This is a genomic window from Streptomyces sp. NPDC022552, from assembly GCF_055561875.1.
The window spans coordinates 47,054-68,190 of record NZ_JBVHGJ010000019.1 but is presented as its reverse complement, the minus strand read 5'-3'; the positions used below and the strand labels follow the sequence as shown (position 1 = coordinate 68,190).

The 21,137-nt window shown below is 71.8% G+C and carries 19 protein-coding genes, 1 pseudogene and 1 riboswitch; of the genes and pseudogenes, 11 read left to right on the top strand and 9 right to left on the bottom strand.

The annotated features are described in order from the left end of the window. The first annotated feature begins 323 nt into the window (after positions 1-323). From ACZ3OF_RS33335 to ACZ3OF_RS33315, 5 genes are all read left to right on the top strand, one after another. Entirely contained in the window at positions 324-1,682 is a 1,359-nt protein-coding gene (locus tag ACZ3OF_RS33335) for a hypothetical protein (RefSeq protein ID WP_467308557.1), read from the top strand. Positions 1,683-1,862: 180 nt separating this feature from the next. Continuing rightward, positions 1,863-2,294 carry a DUF6325 family protein gene (locus ACZ3OF_RS33330; RefSeq protein ID WP_467308607.1) on the top strand — a complete coding sequence of 144 codons (432 nt, stop codon included), beginning with the start codon at positions 1,863-1,865 and terminating at the stop codon, positions 2,292-2,294. 6 nt (positions 2,295-2,300) lie between these two features. Continuing rightward, positions 2,301-2,573, top strand: coding sequence for an SHOCT domain-containing protein (locus ACZ3OF_RS33325; protein WP_467308554.1), 273 nt, complete (start codon positions 2,301-2,303; stop codon positions 2,571-2,573). A gap of 240 nt (positions 2,574-2,813) precedes the next feature. Beyond that, positions 2,814-3,230, top strand: a complete 417-nt coding sequence (locus ACZ3OF_RS33320) for a DUF7144 family membrane protein (protein ID WP_467308552.1) — start codon at positions 2,814-2,816, stop codon at positions 3,228-3,230. Between the two features lie 737 nt (positions 3,231-3,967). Continuing rightward, positions 3,968-4,297, top strand: a complete 330-nt coding sequence (locus tag ACZ3OF_RS33315) for a hypothetical protein (protein ID WP_467308550.1) — start codon at positions 3,968-3,970, stop codon at positions 4,295-4,297. A 123-nt stretch (positions 4,298-4,420) separates the two neighbouring features. On the opposite strand, the pseudogene ACZ3OF_RS33310 reads toward ACZ3OF_RS33315, so the two are convergent. The 3 genes and pseudogenes from ACZ3OF_RS33310 to ACZ3OF_RS33300 all read right to left on the bottom strand — a co-directional run. Then, positions 4,421-4,652: pseudogene (locus ACZ3OF_RS33310) on the bottom strand (DUF2252 family protein); the annotation flags it as partial. Between the two features lie 286 nt (positions 4,653-4,938). Beyond that, a complete protein-coding gene (gene exaC, locus ACZ3OF_RS33305) occupies positions 4,939-6,462 on the bottom strand; it encodes an acetaldehyde dehydrogenase ExaC (protein ID WP_467308548.1) in 1,524 nt (507 codons plus the stop codon). Positions 6,463-6,507: 45 nt separating this feature from the next. Next, positions 6,508-7,788, bottom strand: coding sequence for a GAF domain-containing protein (locus ACZ3OF_RS33300; protein ID WP_467308605.1), 1,281 nt, complete (start codon positions 7,786-7,788; stop codon positions 6,508-6,510). A 256-nt stretch (positions 7,789-8,044) separates the two neighbouring features. Next, positions 8,045-8,152: riboswitch (ZMP/ZTP riboswitch) on the top strand. Between the two features lie 29 nt (positions 8,153-8,181). On the opposite strand from ACZ3OF_RS33300, the gene ACZ3OF_RS33295 reads away from it, so the two are divergent. Together ACZ3OF_RS33295 and ACZ3OF_RS33290 are read left to right on the top strand one after the other, a co-directional pair. Continuing rightward, on the top strand, positions 8,182-9,036 hold the full coding sequence (locus ACZ3OF_RS33295) for a bifunctional 5,10-methylenetetrahydrofolate dehydrogenase/5,10-methenyltetrahydrofolate cyclohydrolase (RefSeq protein ID WP_361680838.1): 855 nt from the start codon (positions 8,182-8,184) through the stop codon (positions 9,034-9,036). A 121-nt stretch (positions 9,037-9,157) separates the two neighbouring features. Beyond that, on the top strand, positions 9,158-9,739 hold the full coding sequence (locus tag ACZ3OF_RS33290; RefSeq protein WP_361680835.1) for a hypothetical protein: 582 nt from the start codon (positions 9,158-9,160) through the stop codon (positions 9,737-9,739). 43 nt (positions 9,740-9,782) lie between these two features. On the opposite strand, the gene ACZ3OF_RS33285 is transcribed toward ACZ3OF_RS33290, so the two are convergent. Together ACZ3OF_RS33285 and ACZ3OF_RS33280 are read right to left on the bottom strand one after the other, a co-directional pair. After that, entirely contained in the window at positions 9,783-11,132 is a 1,350-nt protein-coding gene (locus ACZ3OF_RS33285; protein ID WP_361680832.1) for an SWIM zinc finger family protein, read from the bottom strand. Then, positions 11,129-14,152, bottom strand: coding sequence for a DEAD/DEAH box helicase (locus ACZ3OF_RS33280; RefSeq protein ID WP_467308546.1), 3,024 nt, complete (start codon positions 14,150-14,152; stop codon positions 11,129-11,131). The genes ACZ3OF_RS33285 and ACZ3OF_RS33280 overlap by 4 nt, the downstream gene beginning before the upstream one ends. Before the next feature lie 357 nt (positions 14,153-14,509). On the opposite strand from ACZ3OF_RS33280, the gene ACZ3OF_RS33275 reads away from it, so the two are divergent. The 3 genes from ACZ3OF_RS33275 to ACZ3OF_RS33265 all read left to right on the top strand — a co-directional run bounded on the left by ACZ3OF_RS33275 (position 14,510) and on the right by ACZ3OF_RS33265 (position 16,456). Beyond that, positions 14,510-15,601, top strand: coding sequence for a fatty acid desaturase family protein (locus tag ACZ3OF_RS33275; protein ID WP_467308544.1), 1,092 nt, complete (start codon positions 14,510-14,512; stop codon positions 15,599-15,601). A 16-nt stretch (positions 15,602-15,617) separates the two neighbouring features. Beyond that, positions 15,618-15,800 carry a hypothetical protein gene (locus ACZ3OF_RS33270; RefSeq protein ID WP_361444727.1) on the top strand — a complete coding sequence of 61 codons (183 nt, stop codon included), beginning with the start codon at positions 15,618-15,620 and terminating at the stop codon, positions 15,798-15,800. Positions 15,801-15,910: 110 nt separating this feature from the next. After that, entirely contained in the window at positions 15,911-16,456 is a 546-nt protein-coding gene (locus tag ACZ3OF_RS33265) for an MOSC domain-containing protein (protein WP_361680823.1), read from the top strand. Between the two features lie 45 nt (positions 16,457-16,501). Here ACZ3OF_RS33265 and ACZ3OF_RS33260 read toward each other — a convergent pair whose 3' ends face one another. The 4 genes from ACZ3OF_RS33260 to ACZ3OF_RS33245 form a co-directional block, all read right to left on the bottom strand. After that, complete coding sequence (locus tag ACZ3OF_RS33260) at positions 16,502-17,893, bottom strand: tannase/feruloyl esterase family alpha/beta hydrolase (RefSeq protein ID WP_361680820.1); 1,392 nt, start codon at positions 17,891-17,893, stop codon at positions 16,502-16,504. 162 nt (positions 17,894-18,055) lie between these two features. Continuing rightward, positions 18,056-18,961 carry a hypothetical protein gene (locus tag ACZ3OF_RS33255; protein WP_467308540.1) on the bottom strand — a complete coding sequence of 302 codons (906 nt, stop codon included), beginning with the start codon at positions 18,959-18,961 and terminating at the stop codon, positions 18,056-18,058. A gap of 93 nt (positions 18,962-19,054) precedes the next feature. Continuing rightward, a complete protein-coding gene (locus ACZ3OF_RS33250; protein WP_361680814.1) occupies positions 19,055-19,360 on the bottom strand; it encodes a hypothetical protein in 306 nt (101 codons plus the stop codon). 86 nt (positions 19,361-19,446) lie between these two features. Next, positions 19,447-20,061 carry a class I SAM-dependent methyltransferase gene (locus tag ACZ3OF_RS33245; protein WP_467308538.1) on the bottom strand — a complete coding sequence of 205 codons (615 nt, stop codon included), beginning with the start codon at positions 20,059-20,061 and terminating at the stop codon, positions 19,447-19,449. A 151-nt stretch (positions 20,062-20,212) separates the two neighbouring features. Here ACZ3OF_RS33245 and ACZ3OF_RS33240 point away from each other — a divergent pair, with 151 nt between their 5' ends. Continuing rightward, complete coding sequence (locus ACZ3OF_RS33240; RefSeq protein ID WP_467308536.1) at positions 20,213-21,130, top strand: MHYT domain-containing protein; 918 nt, start codon at positions 20,213-20,215, stop codon at positions 21,128-21,130. Positions 21,131-21,137 lie beyond the last annotated feature (7 nt).

Here is a 21,137-nt window from a genome sequence, read left to right as displayed (position 1 = left end):
TGTCGGATAGCTGAACGATGCGATGGGGCTTCCTGGACGCCCTCGGCCCGTCGGCGTACCGGGACGTGCGGGAGCGAGATGATCCCGCGCCCGTTGCCGCAGGTGGTCCGGAGTCGTGGCGAGTTCGGCGAAGGGCTCCTCGTCGGGTGCTTCGAGGCGCGAGTGATCGGCCGATCTCTTCCCGGACCTCGTCCTGGCCGGCACGTCAGAGGCGGGCTGATCGCCGCGTCCGCCGGTCACTCCGACGGTCCCCGAGAGCTCGCGCCAGGCTGCGGTTCGAGTTCTGCTGGCATCGAGCCCACAGGCATACGAGAGGTCGCGCCATGCCGAACGACGGATCAGCGGGGCCCGGGGAGGAACGCCCCGGCGCGTCGAGCGCCGACGAGGGGCGCTCCGAGCTGGAGCGCCTGCGGGACCGCGTCACCACACTGGAGGCCGACAAGGCGGCCCGTGCGCCTCATCACCGGTGGCGGTCCTTCTTCTCCGCGCTCCTCATCATCATCGGCTGCGTCCTCGCCCCGCTGGCCGCCGTCGCGGCATGGACGGCGGACGAGATCGGCGACACCGACCGCTACGTCGACACCGTCGCACCGCTCGCCTCCGACCCCGACATCCAGGCCGCCGCCGCGAACCGGGTCACCAACGCGGTGATGGAACACATCGACCTGCCGACGCTGCTGGAGGGCGTCGCGCCCGCCGACCGGCCGCTCGCCGAGAAGGCACTCGGCAAACTCGGCGACGCGCTGGAAAACGCCGTCCGCAGCTTCGTCCACGACAAGACCGAGGAGATCGTCTCCTCCGAAACCTTCGAGGACTTCTGGACCGAGGCCAACCGCCGGATCCACTCAGCCGTCGACAAAGCCCTGACAGGCAGCGGCGGCGGCGCGGTGACGATCAACAACGACTCGGTGACCATCGACCTCGGCCCGGTCGTCGCCCAGGTCAAACAGCGCCTCATCGACGACGGAATGACCGCGGCAGCGAAGATCCCCGAAGTGCACACCGACATCACAGTGCTGCGCACCGACGACATCGGCAAGGTCAAGACGTACTTCCGGATCCTGCAGCTGGCCGGGTTCTGGCTGCCCGTCCTCTCCGTACTGCTCATCGCCGCCGGAGTCCTGGTCTCCACGCACCGCCGCCGCATCCTCGTAGTCGCCGCACTCGCCTTCGCCTTCTCCATGCTGCTGCTCGGCGGCGGCCTGACCGTCTTCCGCGAGGCGTACCTGAACGCACTGCCGGACACCGTCTCGCAGCCCGCCGCCGAGTCCGTCTACGACACGCTCACGCGCTACATGCGCACCACTGTCCGCATGGCGGTGACGGTCGGCGTGGTGGTCGCCCTGGCTGCCTGGCTGAGCGGTCGGGGCCGACGGGCGACGTTCGTACGCCAGGCGTGGCACTCCGGCATCGGCTCCGTGCGCGCCACCGCCGACCGCGCGGGCATGCGCACCGGCCCGGTCGGACCGTTCATCCGGCGCCACCGCAATTGGATCACCTGGGTCCTGGTGGCACTGGCCGTACTGACGTCCATTCTGTGGAGCTACCCCACAGCCCTGGTCATCGTCGGCATCGCACTGGTCTGGCTCCTCGTCATGGCCCTGGTGGAATTCCTCGCGGGCAACCCGGAGGAAGAAGACGCACGGGCGACCGGCGCTCCGCCGGCGCAGCCGACCAGCTGACGACGGCCCGCCCCCAGAACGTGCGAAGGAGCGGCCGGGGTGTTGGACTGGCGGGGAGGGCTCTCCCGTCGCTGTGCCGACGGCCGGCATCGCCCGCCATCCGGCGGCCGGGCCCAGCCCCTGACCTCTACCCGCTCGTGAGGAGTGGCCGTGAGTGAAGAGCTCGCTGATCTGGAAGAGATGGGGCCCGTCGACTACCTGATCGTCGAGTTCCCCGGCAACAAGATGACGGGCGAGGGCTTCCCTCTTCTCCTCGACCTGGTCGATCGCGGCGTGATTCGCATCCTTGACCTTCTCTTCGTCCGCAAGGACGACGACGGGTCGGTCGTCGCAGCGGAATGGAGAGACCTCGGTGACGAGACGGACCTCTCCGTCTTCGAGGGCGCCTCGTCTGGGCTGCTGGACCAGGAGGACATCGACGAAGCCGGTGCCGCCCTGGAGCCAGGCAATTCGGCCGGCATCCTCGTGTACGAGAACGTCTGGGCCGCCCCCTTCGCCAAGGCCATGAGGCGCAGCGGTGCGCGACTCGTCGCCAACGGCCGCATTCCCGTCCAGGCCCTGCTGGCCTCGCTCGAATCCGCCGAAGCCGCGGGCACACCATCTGGGAGATGATCGAACATGCCAGGACTTCTTCGTGGCGTCGCGCGTACGGCCGTGGTCGCCGGAACCGCCACCGCGGTATCCAACCGCGTGTCCCGGAGGCAGGCGGGCCGATGGGCGGAACAGGACGCCCAGCAGCAGCCGCCGCCGCAACAGCCGGCACCGCAGGCCCCGCCTCCTGACGAGATGAGCAGCAACATCGACAAGCTCAAGGAGCTGGGTGAGCTGAAAGCCCAAGGAGTGCTGACGGAAGCGGAGTTCGAAGCACAGAAGCGGAAGATCCTCGGCTGACTCGGTGCCGCGACGGGGCGACGCCGCAACGGTGCTGGTCACGAGCACGTTCGAGCGTGGCAGGAAGGCGGGAGGGCCTGTTGACGACTAGGTCGGCCCAACTCTCTGATCCGTTCGGTGCCTCGGCGCCGGACGGCTCCGAGATGCGCGGTTGGCCGTGGGGAGCGATGTTGGAAGTGACCCGATCGGCCGAACCGAACCCGTCCGGCCCGTGCGGACCTCCCACACGATGGAGCGGTCATGACGACCCGAATGAGCGGTGCCCGTACCGGCGGTGCGACAAGACGCGGAAGCGGCTGGCTGGTCTTCGCAGCAGTCATGATGATCTTCGGTGGCCTGATGGCCATCTTCTCGGGCATCGCCGCCATCGCCGAGGACGACGTGTTCGTGGCCACCCGGAACTACGTCTTCGAGTTCGACCTCACCAGCTGGGGCTGGATCCATCTGATCCTGGGGATCGTGATCGTCCTCGCCGGAGCGGCCCTGTTCCAGGGCGCCACCTGGGCCAGGGTCGTCGGTGTGGCGCTGGCGGGCCTCGGCATGATCGCGAACTTCCTCTGGCTGCCCTACCAGCCGTTCTGGGCGATCGTGCTTATCGCCATCGACGCGTTCGTCATATGGGCACTGTGCGCGGCTCCCAGTCCTTCGGAGGACTGACATCGGGCCCTCGTCTTCACGTCGCGGTTCGGTCCAGCGGCCCGAGCCCGCAGCGGCCGGAGGTCTCGCGTACGAGCCCTCGCCAGATCGACGACTGCGGTCTTCTCGGACAGCGGTCGCACCTCCCGGCGAGGGCAGCCGAGAGCCCGTGAAGCACGGGCGCGAGGTGTGGCTGACGGTCAGCACGCACAGCGCACCGTGGTGAGCGGCTCTCGAATTGCGGGTGGCTGAAGCTTGTTGGCGAGGAGAGTTGCCCAGCGCCGCTGCGTGGGGCCGATACACATGCGGTCATGGGGATCGGCCGAAGTGCCACGGTCCGGTTGCCGGAGTCGTCGCATCGATCCCGCCCGCCGCGTAGAACGCGGTTGCCGGCTTGACGCGTTCAGGTGGAATCGGCTGGATGCGCTGTGCTGGTCATCGATACCGACCAGGTTGCCCGTCCTCGCGATATGCGTAGGAGGGCGCGCTGGGTTGGCCGGGCGACCAGCTCGCCGAGGCACCGTGCGTGGTGGGTGGGTCGCTCAGCAGGGAGGCGCGGAGATCTGGTCGCGGTGGCTGTCGTTGTCCGAGAGGAACGACGCCAGCGCCCTCCGGTGCTCGGCGACGGTGGTGCGGTCGTCGGGAGAGGTGGCGTAGCGGTGACCACCGCGGGAGCGAGATCCAGAGCTGGCGCAGCCACCATCCGGTGCCACGATGGAGGGAAGGGGCATGTTGCCAGGCGCTTCACGGAGGCGATCATGGGCCGCGAGTATCACTTTCATTGCGAGCACGCCGGCTGCTCGGTCACCGTGGGCCTGCGGATGGGCGGGACGCGGGAGCTGGAGCTCCTCGTGGACGGGAAGCAGGTCGCCGCCGCCCGCGCCCATGGCCACCACGCCCAGAAGACAGTGATGAGCACAATCCTGCCCACGGACCCGCCTCGCGGCATCGAGGTCGAGGTGACGTTCCCGGGCGCTTTCGGCGGCGATCCGGCAAGCACCCTGCTCGCGGGTGGCGAACGCAGGCCCATGCCCGCCCGGGAAGTGCCCCGGCGGGCGCGGCCGGCGGAGGCCGACTGGTACTCCTGACCGTGTCGGGGCGCCCGACAAGAGGGTTCAGTCAAACGTCTCCGCCGCCGGAGACGCCTGAGGCTGGAAAAATGTGCCTGTTCGGCCCGGCTGGGGTGTGGCTGCCACAGGGGCGCAACAGGCTCACGCGGCTTCCGCGACGAGCCGACCGGAGTCGACCGCCTCGACCAGAGCCTCGTGGTCGCGCTCGTTCTGGTCCGCGTAGGTCTCCGCGAAGTCGGTCAACGCCCGGGCGAAGGAGTCGCCGCCGCCCAGGTAAGGCCGCGATGGCGATCCGGTCGCCCGACCGGGCATGCGCCCGGGCCAGCGAGAAGCCGCGCAGCTCGCCGAGAATCCGCACGCCTTCAGGCAGCATCACCGCGGCGTCGATGCTTTCCTGGACGGTCTGCAGCAGCATTCCAACCGGCTCATCGAGGCGTCGATGCAGGAGTGGAGCCGGCGCGGTGGGACCAGCAGCCCCACGGGCTGAGCCGCAATCTGGCCCGTGTATGGCCCGGAACTGCTGGTCAGGACTGGGATATGAGTGGCACGAACTGGGAGAACAGGCGCATTTCGGTGCCTCCCCCGATTGGAGGGGTGGGCGCTCTCAGAGGGCGCCTGGCCCGGGCAAAACCCCAGGTCAGGCGCCTTCTTTTGTTCCGTTAGAAGAAGCCGAGCTTCTTCGGGGAGTAGCTCACCAGCAGATTCTTCGTCTGCTGGTAGTGGTCCAGCATCATCTTGTGCGTCTCGCGGCCGATGCCCGACTGCTTGTAGCCGCCGAACGCCGCGTGTGCCGGGTACGCGTGGTAGCAGTTCGTCCAGACGCGGCCCGCCTGGATCGCGCGGCCCGCGCGGTAGGCCGTGTTGCCGTCGCGGGTCCAGACGCCCGCGCCGAGGCCGTAGAGCGTGTCGTTCGCCGTGCGGATCGCGTCGTCGAAGTCCGTGAAGGAGGTCACCGCGACGACCGGGCCGAAGATCTCCTCCTGGAAGATCCGCATGCGGTTGTCGCCTTCGAAGATCGTCGGCTGCACGTAGTAGCCGCCCGCCAGCTCGCCGTCGTGCTCGATACGCTGGCCGCCCGTCAGGATTTTCGCGCCCTCCTGCTGGCCGATGTCCAGGTACGAAAGGATCTTCTGGAGCTGGTCGTTCGAGGCCTGGGCGCCGATCATCGTCTCTGTGTCCAGCGGGTGGCCCGGGACGATCCGTTCCGTGCGGGCGACCGCCGCCTCCAGGAACTCGCTGTAGTGGCCGCGCTGGATCAGGGCGCGCGACGGGCACGTGCACACCTCGCCCTGGTTCAGGGCGAACATCGTGAAGCCCTCCAGCGCCTTGTCGCGGAAGTCGTCGTCCGCCGCCCACACGTCGTCGAAGAAGATGTTCGGCGACTTGCCGCCCAGCTCCAGCGTCACCGGCTTGATGTTCTCCGAGGCGTACTGCATGATCAGCCGGCCCGTCGTCGTCTCGCCAGTGAAGGCGATCTTCGCGACGCGTGGCGACGACGCGAGCGGCTTGCCCGCCTCCACGCCGAAGCCGTTGACGATGTTCACCACGCCCGGCGGCAGCAGGTCGGCGACCAGGCTCATCCAGAAGTGCACGGACGCCGGGGTCTGTTCGGCCGGTTTGAGGACCACCGCGTTGCCCGCCGCCAGCGCCGGGGCCAGCTTCCAGACCGCCATCAGGATCGGGAAGTTCCACGGGATGATCTGCGCGACGACCCCCAGCGGCTCATGGAAGTGGTACGCGACGGTGTCGTCGTCGATCTCGCTCAGCGCGCCCTCCTGACCGCGCAACGCCCCCGCGAAGTAGCGGAAGTGGTCGATCGCCAGCGGGATGTCGGCGGCCAGCGTCTCGCGGACCGGCTTGCCGTTCTCCCAGCTCTCCGCGACCGCCAGCTCCTCCAGATGCGCCTCCATCCGGTCGGCGATCCGCAGGAGGACCCCGGCGCGCTCCCCGGGCGCCGTACGGCCCCACGCCGGGGCCGCCGCGTGCGCCGCGTCCAGGGCGCTCTCCACGTCCTCGGCCGTGCCGCGGGCGACCTCGGTGAAGGGACGGCCGTCGACCGGGCTCGGGTTCTCGAAGTACTGCCCCCGGGCCGGGGCCACGTACTCACCGCCGATCCAGTGGTCGTAGCGGGCCTGGTACGACATGATCGCGCCCTCGGTACCGGGTGCGGCGTAACGGGTCATGGACATGGCCTCCCTCGGACCGCGCGGGCCGTCCCTGGCCGGCGCTCACCGCCGAGTCTGCGGAACCGGACGTTGCAACCCCGTTGCGCCCGCCGACAGTTCGGCGTCCAGAGTCCGCAGCCGAGCCAGCACCGGCGGACGCCCCGACGCCGGTACCACCTCCGACAGCGCCCGCCACATCTCCACGTCGTCCTCGCCCCACGCGCTGTACGTCCAGTCCGCGAGGAGCGCCGGATCGCCCCGGTCCACCAACGCCGCCCGCAGCCGGTCCGCCAGGCGCTCACGCAGCCGCACCACCCCGGGGGCGCGCGAGACCGGCAACAGCGGACCCGCGTAGTCGGCGAGCGCGGCCGACACCGCACCCGAGCCGAGGCGCCGGTCCACCGTGGCGAAGTCCGCGTCCACCGTCGCCGCCAGCCGGTACGGGCGGGACCGCAGCAGCTCCGGCCCGAGCAGCCCGCGCAGTCGGGACAGCTCGGCCCGGAGCGTGACCGGGGTGACCGACTCGTCCTCGTACAGCAGCGTCAGGAGCTCGTCGCCGCTCACCCCCTCCGGGCGATGGACCAGGACGACCAGGATCTCGCTGTGCCGCCTGCTCAGCCGCAGCCGCCGGCCGGCCATCGTCAGCAGAGCCTCGTCCCGGCCGAGCGCCGCCAGCCGGACCCGGTCCGCGGCGGGCGCAGGCGCGAGCAGGGCCAACTGGGACTCCGCCGCCCGTGCCACCGCCTGGACGAACGCCAGACTGTGCGGATGCGCCAACCGGTCCCCGCCGGTGATGTCCACCGCGCCGAGCAGCCGCCCGGTGTGCGGATCGTGTACGGGAGCGGCGGCGCAGGTCCACGCCTGCACCGGCCGCCGGAAGTGCTCCGCGCTGAACACCTGCACCGGGCGGTCCACGGCGATGGCGGTCCCGGGCGCGTTCGTCCCGGCCACCGACTCCGACCAGCGGGCCCCGGCGACGAAGTTCATCGCCCGCGCCCGTCGCAGCGTGCCCGGATGCCCCTCCACCCACAGCATCCGCCCGGCCGCGTCGCAGACCGCCAGCAGATGTTCGCCGTCCGTCGCGTACGTGCCCATCAGCTCACGGATCACCGGCATCGTGGCCGACAGCGGATGCTCCTCGCGGTGCCCTGCCAGCTCGTCGTCGGCCAGCTCCACACAGGCCGCGCCGTCGGGGCTGACCCGGGCCCGCGCCGAGCGCCGCCACGACTCCGCCACCAGTGGGCGTACCGGGGGAAGGCGGACCTGGCCGCCGCTGGTGAACACCTCGTGCGCCCGCCGCAGCGCGTCGGCGTCCGGTTCCGCCGCCACCCACGCATCGCTCAACTCGGCCTCCATGTCGAGGTCCCACGGTTGGTCGCGGACCCGATCCGTCCGCCCGGCGAGGCCGTCCGTCCGGCTGCCGTCGTCCGGGCGCCCCGCCATCGGTCCGGCCCGGTCGTCCGGCCCGCTCCGTCGTCCGTCCCGTCCGTCCGTCATCGTCGTGCGCGTGGACGGTGGCGACAAGCTCCCCGGCACCCCCGCACGCACGCCCTGTCCGGAGACCGCCCCTGTGGGCGCGCGCGGGTGTCACGTAGAGTGGGGCTCGGGCCGTGACTGGCGCTTGAGGTGGATCACCACCGGGGAGCGGTCCCGCCGGACCCCGCGTACCCGCGCGCATCCGACGTTGCCGTGCGCCTGGGCGATCTCCCTGTCATCGACGACGCCCAGGAGTGGCCCATGTCCACCAGCACCGCTTCCCTCATGGACGGCACCGCGCTCGCCCGCCGCACGGTCGAGGAGACCGCCGCCCGTGCCGCCGAGATCACCCGCCGCACCGGCGTCACGCCCTGTCTCGCCACGGTGCTCGTCGGCGCGGACCCCGCGTCCGTCACGTACGTGAAGATGAAGCAGAACCGCTGCGCGAAGGCCGGAATCCGCTCCCGGCACGTCGAGCTGCCCGCCGAGACGACGACCGAGGAACTGGTCGCCGCGATCACCGCGCTCTCGCAGGACCCCGACGTCCACGGCATCCTGCTCCAGCACCCCGTCGGCCCGCACATCGACGAGCGTGCCGCCTTCGAGGCGATCGCGCCGGAGAAGGACGTCGACGGCGTCACCATGGCCTCCTTCGCCGCCATGGGCTTCGGCCTTCCCGGGTTCGTCTCCTGCACGCCCGGGGGCATCATGCGCCTTCTCGACGCGTACGACGTCGAACCGAGCGGCAAGAGGGCCGTCGTCGTCGGCCGCTCCGCGATCCTGGGCAAGCCCGCCGGCCTGCTGCTGCTCGGCCGCGACGCCACCGTCACGTACTGCCACTCGCGCACCACCGAGCTCTCCTCGATCGTCCGGGAGGCCGACATCCTCGTGGCCGCCGTGGGCAAGCCGCGCTTCATCAAGGGTGAGGACATCAAGCCCGGCGCGGTGGTGATCGACGCGGGCTACAACCCCGGCAACATCGGAGACGTCGACTTCGAGACCGCCGCCGAGCGCGCCTCCCTCATCACGCCCGTACCGGGCGGTGTCGGCCCGATGACGATCGCCGTGCTCCTCGCGCAGACCGTCGAGGGTGCGGAGCGCCAGCTCGGCCTCTAGCACACCGGGCGGCGACGAACGGCCCGTACAGGTAAGGGAAGTGTCACGGTTCTGTACGGGCCGTGCTGCAACTCGTCTTCAAGACAAGCGAGTTGGACGTCGGTGGGTGACCCTGGTCGCCATGTCCCCGCTCATCGGCGAGTTGTCGTCGCCCCTTCGGTACCTCCTCGTGCCGCTCCTCATCCTGGTCTGGGCAGTCATGTTGACGAGCCGTCAGGAGGTCGAGAGCCGGCTGTCCGACACCCCTGGGGCCCGACCGGCCGCGCCGGGTGACGTGACCGTCGACGCCGCGCCCGCCGCGGGCGAGCGGCTCGCGCCGCAGGGAGGGGCGGCGGGCGACGACGCGGCTGTCGGCTACCAGCGCCTCAAGCCGGGGGAGTGCTTCGACATCGACCGGGCCGAGCCCGGGACCGTCGTACGGCGCGGCTGCGACCGGCCGCACGACGCCCAACTCGTCACCGTGGTACGGCTCGTCGGCGAACTCCGCACCGACCGGGAGGTACGGGACGCTGCCGCGGCCCTGTGCCGCGAGCCGCTGCACCGCAAGGCCGCCGGGCAACCGCGCGGCACACGCTGGACCACATTCGTCCAGTACCCGTACCGCTCCGGCTACCTCCTCGGCTCGGACACCGTGGCCTGCAGCCTCAGCGCGTACACGCGCCCCGGCACCACGGCCCGCCCGCTCACCGCGCCCCTGCTGTGACCGTGTCCTCCGGTCGCGGCAAGGGCGTCCGCCGGTCCTCCCGTCACTCCTCCCGAGCCGACAGCGCCGCGAGCGCGGCGGCGGGATCCAGGTCCGCACGACCGGCCGGGACCCACTGGCCGCGCTCCTTGCGGAAGGGCCACCAGCGGCCGTCCTCGCCCAGACGCAGTTGCGCCTCCGCACCGACCACCGTCCAGCGCGCTGTCGCGGCCTGCCGCAGTACGGGCCGGTCGTCGTCCTCCCAGGCCTCCGTGAGTACCGCCTTCGCTCGGGCCAGCGCCTCCGGACCGGGTGTCCAGGCCTCCTCCAGTACGGCGAGGGCGGCAGCGCCCCCGAACCGCCACGCGCGCGTGGCCAGGTCCAGCTCCGCCCGACGCCGGCCGGACCCGTCGGCGAGTCGAGCCGCGATCCACGACGGGGGAGTCCCGGCGGCCAGCCGCACCGCATCCTGAGCGACCGTCAAAGCCGGCTCCCCCGCGCCTTTGCCCGTGCCGGAGCCCGCGCCTTTGCCCGTACCCGTACCCGTGCCCGCGCCTGTACCCGAGCCCGTCCGTTCGCGACCCGGAGCGGCGAGCGCCTCGGCCAGCAACCGATGGGCCCGGGCCGCAGCGTCCGCCGCGAGGAACTCCAGCGCCGCCGGGTCGATCCCCGGCTCGGGCGCGGTCTCGGTGTCCAGGGACGGCGGCTCACCGGGCGCGGAGGGGAGTACGGGCGGAGCCGGCAGCGGGGGCAGGATGTCGCGCGCGGCGAAGGCCTCCTCGGCCGGTACGCCCTCCGGCGCCGCCCCCTCGACGGCGGACTCCTCCGACCCCGCCCGCGCCGCGCTGCGCTCCTGGAGCGCGTCCAGGACCGCCCGCTCACCGCGCCCCCGCATCAGCAGCAGCACGAACGGATCCTCGTCGAGCAGCCGCGCCACCTGATAGCAGAGCGCCGCCGTGTGCGGGCAGTGGTCCCACGCCTCACAGCCGCACTCGGGGTCCAGATCGCCGATGCCCGGCAGCAGTTCGAGCCCGGCCGCCGCAGCGTCCTCCACCAGATGCGGCGGCATCTCATGGTCGAGCAGGGCGGCAATATGGCCCGCGCTCTCGACCGCCAGGTCGAGCAGCCGGTCCCAGTCGTCCTCCGACAGCTCCTGCAGGAGCACATCGCTGCGGTACGAGGAGCCGTCACGGTCCTTGACGACCGCCGTGATCCGGCCGGGCCGTACCGACACCGCGCCCACCGCGCCCGCCCTCGCCTGGCGCCGCCCCCTCTTCAGCTGCTCGTTGTCGAGCGCCGTGTCCTCCAGGGCCTTCAGCCACGCCTGGCCCCACCAGGTACGGGCGAAGGCCGAGCCCCGGGCCGGCGGCAGCGCCGCGAAGGTCCGCTCGTCGTCGTACGCGTACCCGCTCATCGTCCGTCCCCGTTCCCGTGCGCGTCCTTGTCCCCGCCGAAGTCGCCACCGCCGTCGGGGTCTCCGTTTCCGTCACCGTCTCCGCGGAGCCGGACCAGCTCCGCCAGCTCGGCGTCCGTCAGCTCGGTCAGTGCCGCCTCGCCCGCGCCGAGCACCGCGTCGGCCAGCGCTCGCTTGCGCAGCAGCATGTCGGCGATCCGGTCCTCGATCGTGCCCTCGGCGATCAGCCGGTGGACCTGCACCGGCTGCGTCTGCCCGATCCGGTACGCGCGGTCGGTCGCCTGGGCCTCGACCGCCGGGTTCCACCAGCGGTCGTAGTGCACGACATGCCCGGCCCGGGTCAGATTGAGTCCGGTGCCGGCGGCCTTCAGGGACAGCAGGAACACCGGCACCTCTCCGGCCTGGAAACGCGCGACCATAGCCTCCCGCTCGGCGACCGGGGTGCCCCCGTGCAGGAACTGCGTGCGCACGCCGCGCCCCGCCAGATGCTGTTCGAGCAGCCGCGCCATCTGTACGTACTGGGTGAAGACCAGCACACTCGCGTCCTCGGAGAGGATCGTGTCGAGGAGTTCGTCGAGGAGCTCCAGCTTGCCGGAACGGCCGTCGATACGCGGCCGCTCCTCCTTCAGGTACTGGGCGGGATGGTTGCAGATCTGCTTGAGCCCCGTCAGCAGCTTCACCACCAACCCGCGCCGTTCCATACCGTCCGCCTCGGCGATCGCCGCGAGGGTCTCGCGCACCACCGCCTCGTAGAGGCCCGCCTGCTCCTTGGTCAGGGAGACGGCCCGGTCGGTCTCGGTCTTCGGCGGCAGCTCGGGAGCGATGCCCGGGTCGGACTTGCGGCGGCGGAGCAGGAAGGGGCGGATCAACGCGGCCAGTCGTTCGCCGGCCCCCGGATCCCGGCCCCCCTCGACGGCGGCGGCGTAGCGGGACCGGAACGTGCCGAGCCGGCCGAGGAGGCCGGGCGTCGTCCAGTCGAGGATGGCCCACAGCTCGGAGAGGTTGTTCTCGACCGGGGTGCCGGAGAGGGCGACGCGCGCCTTGGCGCCGATGGCGCGGAGCTGCTTGGCGGTGGCCGAGTACGGGTTCTTGACGTGCTGGGCCTCGTCCGCGACGACCATTCCCCAGGTACGGGCGGCCAGTTGGTCGGTGTCCAGCCGCATCGTGCCGTACGTCGTGAGGACGAACTCGCCGTCGGCCAGGCCCTCCAGGCTCCGCGTCGGGCCGTGGAAGCGGCGCACGGGTGTGCCGGGGGCGAACTTCTCGATCTCCCGCTGCCAGTTGCCCATCAGCGAGGTCGGACAGACGACGAGGGTGGGTCCGGCGGCCGACGGCTCGCTCTGCCGGTGAAGGTGGAGCGCGATGAGCGTGATCGTCTTGCCCAGACCCATGTCGTCGGCGAGGCAGCCGCCGAGGCCGAGCGAGGTCATCCGGTGCAGCCAGTTGAGGCCGCGCAGCTGGTAGTCGCGGAGCGTCGCCGCGAGCGCGGCGGGCTGGGCGACCTCCTGCGGGCCGCCCTCCGGGTCGTCGAGGCGGGCGCGCAACTGCTCGAGCCAGCCGGTCGCCTGGACCTCTACCCGCCGGCCGTCGATCTCGGTCGTCCCCGTGAGGACGGCGCCGAGCGCGTCGACCGGGGTGACCTTGCGGTCCGTGGCGGCGCGGGCACGGCGTACCTCCGCCGGGTCGACGAGCACCCACTGGTCGCGCAGCCGGACGACCGGCCGGCCGGCCTCGGCGAGCTGGTCCAGCTCGGCGCGGGTGAGCTCCTGGTCGCCGACGGCGAACCGCCAGTTGAAGGCGAGCAGGGCGTCGGCGGAGAGGAAGTAGGGGAGCGCGGATGAGCCTCGGCCGGAGGAGCCGGTGCCGTCCTCGGGGGTGTCGTCCGAGGTTTCCGTGTTCTCCGCGGACTCCTTCGTGCCAGGGAGTCCGGCCGCGTCCAGCCCTGTGCCGTCCGGCGGCCCGATCACCGCACGGGCGGTGAGCCGGTGGGTCAGGTCGCGCGGCCAGTGGATCTGGAGACCCGTCGCGGCGAGCGCCCGGGTCGCCGGGCCGAGCAGCTCCGTGACCTCCTCGTCGGCCAGCTCGACGGCGTCCGGTACGGCTGCCGAGAGCAGAGGTGCCAGCGGTGCCCAGGCGCGGGCGGCGCGGCGCAGCGCGAGGAGGGCGTCCATCCGGGCCCGCGGTCCGAACGCCGTGCCCGCCGTGCCCGACCCGGCCCAGACCTCCGCCGCTTCCGCGACGAGCGTCGGGTCGGCGACGCTGTGCATCTGGAGCACGGCACGGAACGCCGGGGCCTCCCGCTCGTTCAGCCCGGGCAGCTCCAGACGCAGTGAGAGCCGTACGCCCGCGTCGTGGCCGGCCGCCACATCCACGGCCCAGGCCCGCTGCTCTGGCAGCTCCTGAGGCTCGTCGGCCGCGAAGGCGGGCCCGCCGGCGGCGAGGGGGGCGGCCGGCGTGCGCGGCAGCCCGTCCACGACCGCGTCCACGAAGGCGCGCAACAGCCCCGCGGGCTCGGGAAGGAACAGCGGCTCGGCCTCGTGCGCGGGTCCGTCCCCGTTCAGCGGTACGGCATGGGCGGCGGGCGGCATCGACGCGGCGAGCGCCCGGAGTTCGGCGAGTTCCTCGGGGCCCAGCGGTCCGGCCCGCCAGGCATCGCGATCGGTGCCCGTGAGGCCGGGCAGCAGCAGCCCCCGTGCCGCCAGGTGCAGGGCGAACAGGGCCGCGGCGCCCCAGAACGCGGTCGCGGGCGAGGCCCCGTCCGAGAATCGGGCACGCGTGAGGAGCGGCAGGGCGTCCCGTACGGGGAGCAGCGCGGCGGCGACCTTCTGCGGGCGTACGTCGTCGGCCACCACGGTCAGCCGGCCCTCCATCGCCGGCAGACCGTCGGCAGACGGAGCCCCGTCCGTGGGAGGAGTTCCGTCGGGGGACCAGAAGGCGATACGGCCCGCTCGGGGCGGATCGGCGGGCAGGAAAACGGCGGAGCAGCGGGCGAGTTCATCGAGTCTCTGGGACGGCGACAACGCATTCCTCAAATTTGACTACTGGGGGCCGAGCGGCCGAGGGTACAGGAACCGCGCGGCCGTCCGGGAGCGGAATCGCCGTGACCTGGCTCACCTTCCGAGCCCTCCGGCGCGGGTGGAGAAATCACTCCTGACCGGGCGTCGGGCCCCGTCCCCTGTCCCTGTCGACGATCGCGGCGTAGCCGGAGAGCCCCCTCGGACCCCTAAAGGTGGAGCCAGCCCCACCCCCGCCCCCGGGGCAGCCCCCTGGGGCCTCGGGGGGTGACGCCATGGCTGCGGAGGATCACCGATCCGTACGTTCGAGGGAGTCCGGGCGGCCCGCGCCCGGGCCGCCGCCCACGGACACCGGAGACCGCCATGCCCCACGCCACAGCAATGCTCACGGCGCCGGATCGGAGCGCCGCGGCCCGGCGTGACGGCGGACGCGGCGGTGCCAGCGAGTTCGCACCGCTGCTGCGGACCATCAAGGAGCAGGGACTCCTCGAGCGCAGGGCCGGCTGGTACGCGCGCGGCATGGCGGTCAACTTCCTCGGTCTGGCCGCCGTCGTCGCGGGTCTGGTCCTGCTCGGCCCCTCCTGGTGGGCCCTCCTCCTCGCCGTCCCGCTCGCCCTGTTCTCCGCCCGCGTCGCCTTCGTCGGCCACGACGCCGGACACGCCCAGATCAGCGCGGACCGGCGGCGGAACCGGATGATCCAGCTCGTCCACGCCAACCTGCTCCTCGGTATGAGCCAGGAGTGGTGGAACGACAAGCACAACCGCCACCACGCGAACCCCAACCACCTCGACAAGGACCCGGACGTCGCGGCCGACATCCTCGTCTTCGCCCAGCACCAGACCACCGGGCGGGCGGGGATCCGCGGCTGGCTCACCCGCCACCAGGCCTGGCTCTTCTTCCCGCTGACCACCCTGGAGGGCGTCGCACTGAAGGTGTACGGGTTCCAGGCCCTGTTCTCCAAGGACGGGCCCTGCCGGACCCGGCGCGAGCGGCTCGTCGAGGGCGCCCTGCTCCTCGCCCACGTCGTCGGCTACGCGACGCTGCTCCTGACCACCCTCACCGTGGGCCAGGCGCTCGTCTTCGCCCTGATCCACCAGATGCTCCTCGGACTGCACCTGGGCATGGCCTTCGCCCCCAACCACAAGGGCATGGAGATGCCGGACGCCCACCCGGACGGCGACAGCTGGGGGCATCTGCGACGCCAGGTGCTCACCTCGCGCAACATCCGGGGCGGCTTCCTGACCGACTGGTTCCTCGGCGGACTGAACTACCAGATCGAGCACCACCTCTTCCCGAGCATGCCGCGGCCGCATCTTCGGCTCGCCCAGCCCGCCGTGCGTGCGCACTGTCGTACGGTGGGTATCCCCTACACAGAGACCGGTTTCGTCGAGTCCTACCGACAGGCGCTCGGACATCTGTACGAGGTCGGGGAGCCGCTGCGCTCGGCAGCGTGACAAGGAGGCGTCGGACATGTCGACACGGACGAAGATCGTGATCGGGGGAGTGGCCGTCGGCCTCCTCCTGTGGCCCCTCATCGGATTCTGGTTCTCCTTGCTGATCGTGCTCGGCGTCCCGGCCGTGGCGTACCTGGCCCTGGACCCGAGTCAGCGGCGCCGGCTGCGCCGGATCTCCCGCAAGGAGCTCAACCGCTGAGGAGACCTCGGCGAGCCGCCACCGCCCGCTGACCTCGACGTACGGCTGACGTACGCTCGATGATGATCACGCTTATGTGATCATCGGATCGGAGAAGGGGAGCTCCCGTGATGAGCAGCGCTACCGTCACGACGGTCAGTAGCAACGGCGTCTACTCGTTCACCAAGCCGAACCGGGACAGCATCACGCTGCTCGCCGGCCTCGGCGTGGAGGGCGACGTCCACGCGGGTGTCACGGTCAAGCACCGTTCCCGCGTGGCCAAGGACCCGACCGTGCCGAACCTGCGGCAGGTGCACCTGATCCACGCGGAACTCTTCGACGAGGTCGCGGGCGCCGGGTTCGACATCACCCCGGGCGCCCTCGGCGAGAACGTCACCACCCGGGGCATCGACCTGCTCGGTCTGCCGACCGGAACCCGGCTGCACCTCGGATCCGACGCCGTCGTCGAGGTCACCGGGCTGCGCAACCCGTGCGCCCAGATCGACAACTACCGGCACGGGCTCCTCAAGCAGGTTCTCGGCCGCAACGACAACGGGGAGATCGTCCGCAAGGCCGGGATCATGAGCATCGTGCTGACCGGCGGTGAGGTGCGGCCCGGCGACCCGATCCGGGTCGAGCTGCCGGCCGAGCCGCACCGGCCCCTGGAGATGGTCTGAGCCAGGGTCCCGCCCGGCCCCGGCGGAGGGGATCCGTGATCCTCCCTACGGGGTCTCCAGCGCACAGGAGTTGACCACGTCACCGCCCGCCGGCCTTGCGATCGTACGGTCCGCGGGCGGAGCCGTACCCTCCTCGACCCACTCCCGCAGAGCGGCGAACGCCGAGCGGTAGCAGGGCAGGATCGGCCGCAGCCGGTCCGGGTACGTGTCGTACAGCCCGTCGGTGTGCGTACCGTCCTGGACCGTGTAGTACCGGTGCTTCCCGGACCGCCCCCGCGCGTCGACCATCCCCGCGTACACGTCGGAGTCGGTCGCTATCGGCAGCAGGGTGTCCAGATCGCCGTGCAGGGTGAGGAGCGGCTTTCCGATGCGCCCTGTCAGCGCGACCTCCGCGACCGCCCGGCGCACGGACGCCGGACGCGAGGCGTAGTCGTACGAGGCGTCGGAGGCACACGGGGCGAGGATCTCTTCGACCGTGGAACCGGCCGTCGTCCCCGGGCACTCGGGGTCGTACGACGGATCGAACTCGGCCCGGAAGCTCTTCTGCGTCACGCCCCAGTACGCCTTCTCGTGGTACGGCCACAGAAAGCGCGAGCCCGGAGCGAAACCGACGTCGATCAGGTCCTCGTCGGAGGCCCTGCCGAGGGAGCGGGCGACGGTGACCGGGAGGCTCGTCAGCAGGTTGGGTCCGTGGGTCGTCCACAGGACGCCTTCCCAGTCGACCCCGCCGTCGTACAGCTCGGGACGGTTCTCCAGCTGCCAGCGGGTCAGGTAGCCGCCGTTGGAGATGCCCGTCATGTACGTGTGCCGGGGCGCCCGTCCGTAGTGCTGCCGTACGGTCTTCTTCGCGGCCTTCGTCAGCTCGGTCACCCGCCGGTTCCACTCGGCGACCGCGTCGCCCGGCTCGCGCCCGTCGGTGAAGAAGTCCGGCCCGGTGTTGCCCTTGTCGGTGGCGGCGTAGGCGAAGCCCTGGGCCAGGACGTGGTCGGAGATGAGGGCGTCGGTGGCGTACTGGCGCCGGGTGCCGGGCGCGCCGGTCACGACGAGACCGCCGTTCCATTTCTCGGGGAGCCGGATGACGAACTGGGCGTCGTGGGACCAGCCGTGTGTGGCGTTGAGGCGGGAGTCGTCGGGGAAGTAGCCGTCGATCTGGACGCCGGGGACACCGGACGGATTCCGGGTCCCCTTCGCGGAGAGCCCGGCCTGGTCGGCCATGTCGGTGTACCGGGTGCCCGCCAGGCCCGCGGTCGTCAGATCGGGGAGACACGCCGTCTCCTGGTACGCGGCCCCGGGGACGTGGTCCTGGGGCACGCCCGCGCAGCCGGGCCGGCCGGGACCGGACTCGGCCCCGGCCGGTGCGGCGGGGCCGACGACGGTCAGCGCGGTCAGGAGCGCGGCGAGGAGCGGAACGCCTCGGAACAGGCGCGTGGACGGCATGGACGGCCTCCGATGGGACGACGGGAAGGGGTGCGCCGCCACATCGTGCGGTCGTCCCTTTCCGCGCGGCCATGGTTCCGCGCCACACCTCGGGACCGTCAGCCATGTGTGAGGCCGGCCCGGGGGAACGGCCCCCAGGGTGGATCGGCCCCGGGGGACGGATCAGGACGGGCGTACCGCGATCGCGTCCAGGGCCTCCAGGAGCGCGGGCAGCTTGGGGCCGCGGGCCACGGGGAGGACCTCGCGCGGCTCGTCGTCCAGAAGGACGAAGGCCATGTCGTCGGTCCGCGCGACCATGGACCAGCCGGGTCCGTCGGCCCGGAGCATGCGCGCGTCACCCGTCGCGAAACTCGACCGCACCCGGCCCACCGGCGGGGCGTCCTCCAGATAGCCGCGCAGGTCGGAGAGGGCACGACGTACGCCGTCGTACGGGTCGTGTGCCGGGCCACCGGACGCTTCCGCACCCGTGCCGCCCGCCGCACCCCCGCCGACCGCACCGTCCGCGCCCGCCCGCGCGCCGGCGTCGGCGGCTTCCTCGGCGACTTCGGCCCCCGACTCGTCCTCGTCCATCTGGGCCCGCCAGGCCGCCCACTGCAGCGCCACCTCGTCGGCACCTAGCCTGCGCTGCGCCGGACCCCAGCCGTCCGCTTCGGGCGGGGACAGCGGGACGCGGTCACCCTCCTCCGGGTCCGGGTCGTGCGGGGCAGGCAGGCCGGGCGCGGCCGTGGCCACGGCGAGCGGCCAACCGGGGAGCGCCGCCACCACCGAACGCTCGTCGGGGGAGAGGTCGTACTCCATCCCGCAGTCCCAGGAGGCGATGGCCACGGCGACCAGCGACACGTCGTCGACGATCACGGTCCACCGGGCGCCCGTGCCGTCCTGGCCGAGCACCAGCCCGTACCCTCCGGCGTACGGTTCGATCTCCAGCGCCGCGCACGCCGCCGGGTAGTCGTCGCCCAGCACGCTCGGAAACTGCGCAGGCGTGAGCAGCACGGCGGTCAGCACATACAGCGCGTCGTCGTCGGCGGTAGCCACGGCAGCCTCCCCATCTGGTCGTCGGCGCACCATAACCAGTGGGTAACCCGCGCGTCGAGAGTCTCCGGAAGGGAATGTGGCGGGGAGGGGAGCCGGGAAGGTGCCCGGGCGCCCGTTCCGTACGGCTCAGGCCGGAGGCAGCCCGAGCAGCGACCGTGCCACGGTCTCGGGCGTCTCGTCCCGCTCGCGGGCCAGCGCGATCACCGCGCGGCAGGCGAGCTCGTTGATGCCGAACGAGAGGGCCTCGGGGGAGACCCAGGTGACGGCCTCGTCGATCCGCTCCTGATCGTCCTCCACGCATCCCGTGACGTAGGTCGCCGCGGCTTCGAAGATGTTGTGCTGCCGTCGCACCGGAGCGGGTTTGCGTGGTGCGTCCGGTGCCCGTCGTGCGGTCGGCAGGAGGGCGTTGAACAGCGCTCGCACACGGGCCATGGCCTGCCGCCTCTCCCGGACACGGCTGCCCGGCACCTCCACGGTAGACAGGGAACTGCCGCGAAAGAAGGGTGCGTCGGAGGTCTCTACGCCGGAGCGATGTCGTCCTGTCGAGCGGCGAGCACGAGATAACGGTCGTCCTCGTCCACGTAACTGACCATCCGCCATCCAGAACCGGAAAGAAGTGGGCGCAGGTTGGATTCGGCACGCAGGTCGTCGTCGGTGATCTGCCGACCGTGGCGTGCGGCGAGCGCGGCCCGGCCGATGGGGTGGAAGAGGGCGAGCCGGCCGCCGGGGCGCACGACCCGGGCCAGTTCGCGCAGGTCGGCGGCCGGGTCGGCCAGGTGGGAGATGAGCCCGGCCCCGAACACGGCGTCGAGTGCGCCGTCGCGCAGTGGCAGCCGGGCGACATCGGTCAGGATCAGCTCCCCGGCCTCGTCACGCCCGGCCCGTACCGCCTCTTCGAGCATCTCGGGGGTGAGATCCGCGCCGATGACGGTTCCCGCCGGGCCCACGGCCGCGCGGAGCGCGGTCAGTGCCCTGCCGGTTCCGCACCCCGCGTCGAGCACGGCGGCGCCGGGGCGCAGGCCGAGATCGGCGACCGCCGCGCCGTAGGCGGGGCCGTCGTCAGGGAAGCGGGAGTCCCAGTCGGCGGGGCGGGAGCCGAAGAACTCTTGGACACGGGTGGGGTCATCGCTCATGCGTGCATGATGCCTCAGCCTCAGGGGTGAACGCCCTGTGTGCATGTTCGACCTCGGCACGATCGTTCAGGAACATCTCTGTGTCATATTCCATCAGCTTTCGAAATGCGCCCCTGATGCGCCCCCTTGTCCGGTCTAGCGTCCCTGAGTCATGGGACACCTGGACCACGCCGCCTTCGGCTGGCTGACACCTGTGCTGTCGTACGCGATGGCCTGCATAGGCGCCGCCCTCGGGCTGCGCTGCACCGTACGGGCGCTCGACGCGACCGGCCGATCGCGACGCAACTGGCTGCTCACCGCCGCGTCCGCCATCGGCACCGGAATCTGGACGATGCACTTCGTCGCGATGCTCGGCTTCGGCGTCACCGGAACCGACATCCGCTACAACGTTCCGCTGACCATCCTCAGCCTGCTCATCGCCGTGGTGGTCGTCGGTGTCGGCGTCTTCGCCGTCGGCTACGGACGCCAACGGGCCGCCTCGCTCCTGATCGGCGGGCTGACGACCGGGATCGGCGTCGCGAGCATGCACTACATGGGCATGGCCGCCCTGCGGCTGCACGGCCAGGTGACGTACGACCCGATGCTGGTCGCGGTCTCCGTCGCCATCGCCGTCGTCGCCGCGACGGCCGCGCTGTGGGCCGCGCTCAACATCCACGCGCCGGCCGCCGTGGCGCTCGCCTCGCTGGTCATGGGAGCGGCCGTCAGCAGCATGCACTACACGGGCATGTTCGCCGTCGAGGTCGAGGTCGTCCCGTCGACGGCCGGCCTCCCCGGAGCCACCGCCATGCAGTTCATCTTCCCGCTCGCCGTGGGCCTCGGCTCCTATCTCTTCATCACCTCGGCCTTCGTGGCCCTCTCCCCGACCGCCAAGGAGCGCGCCGCGTACGCCTCGGCCGAACGGCTCACCGAACCGGACGAGCGCGCGGTCGACGTGGCGCCTCCCGGCTTCCGGGGCGGAGGACGGGGGAACGCCGCGGAATCGGGGACCGCGGGCCGCGGAACGCCCGGCGCCTCGCCTTCCTACGCGTACCGGGCGGGCCCGGTGGACACCGGGCCGGCGCGGTCGTAGGGGACGC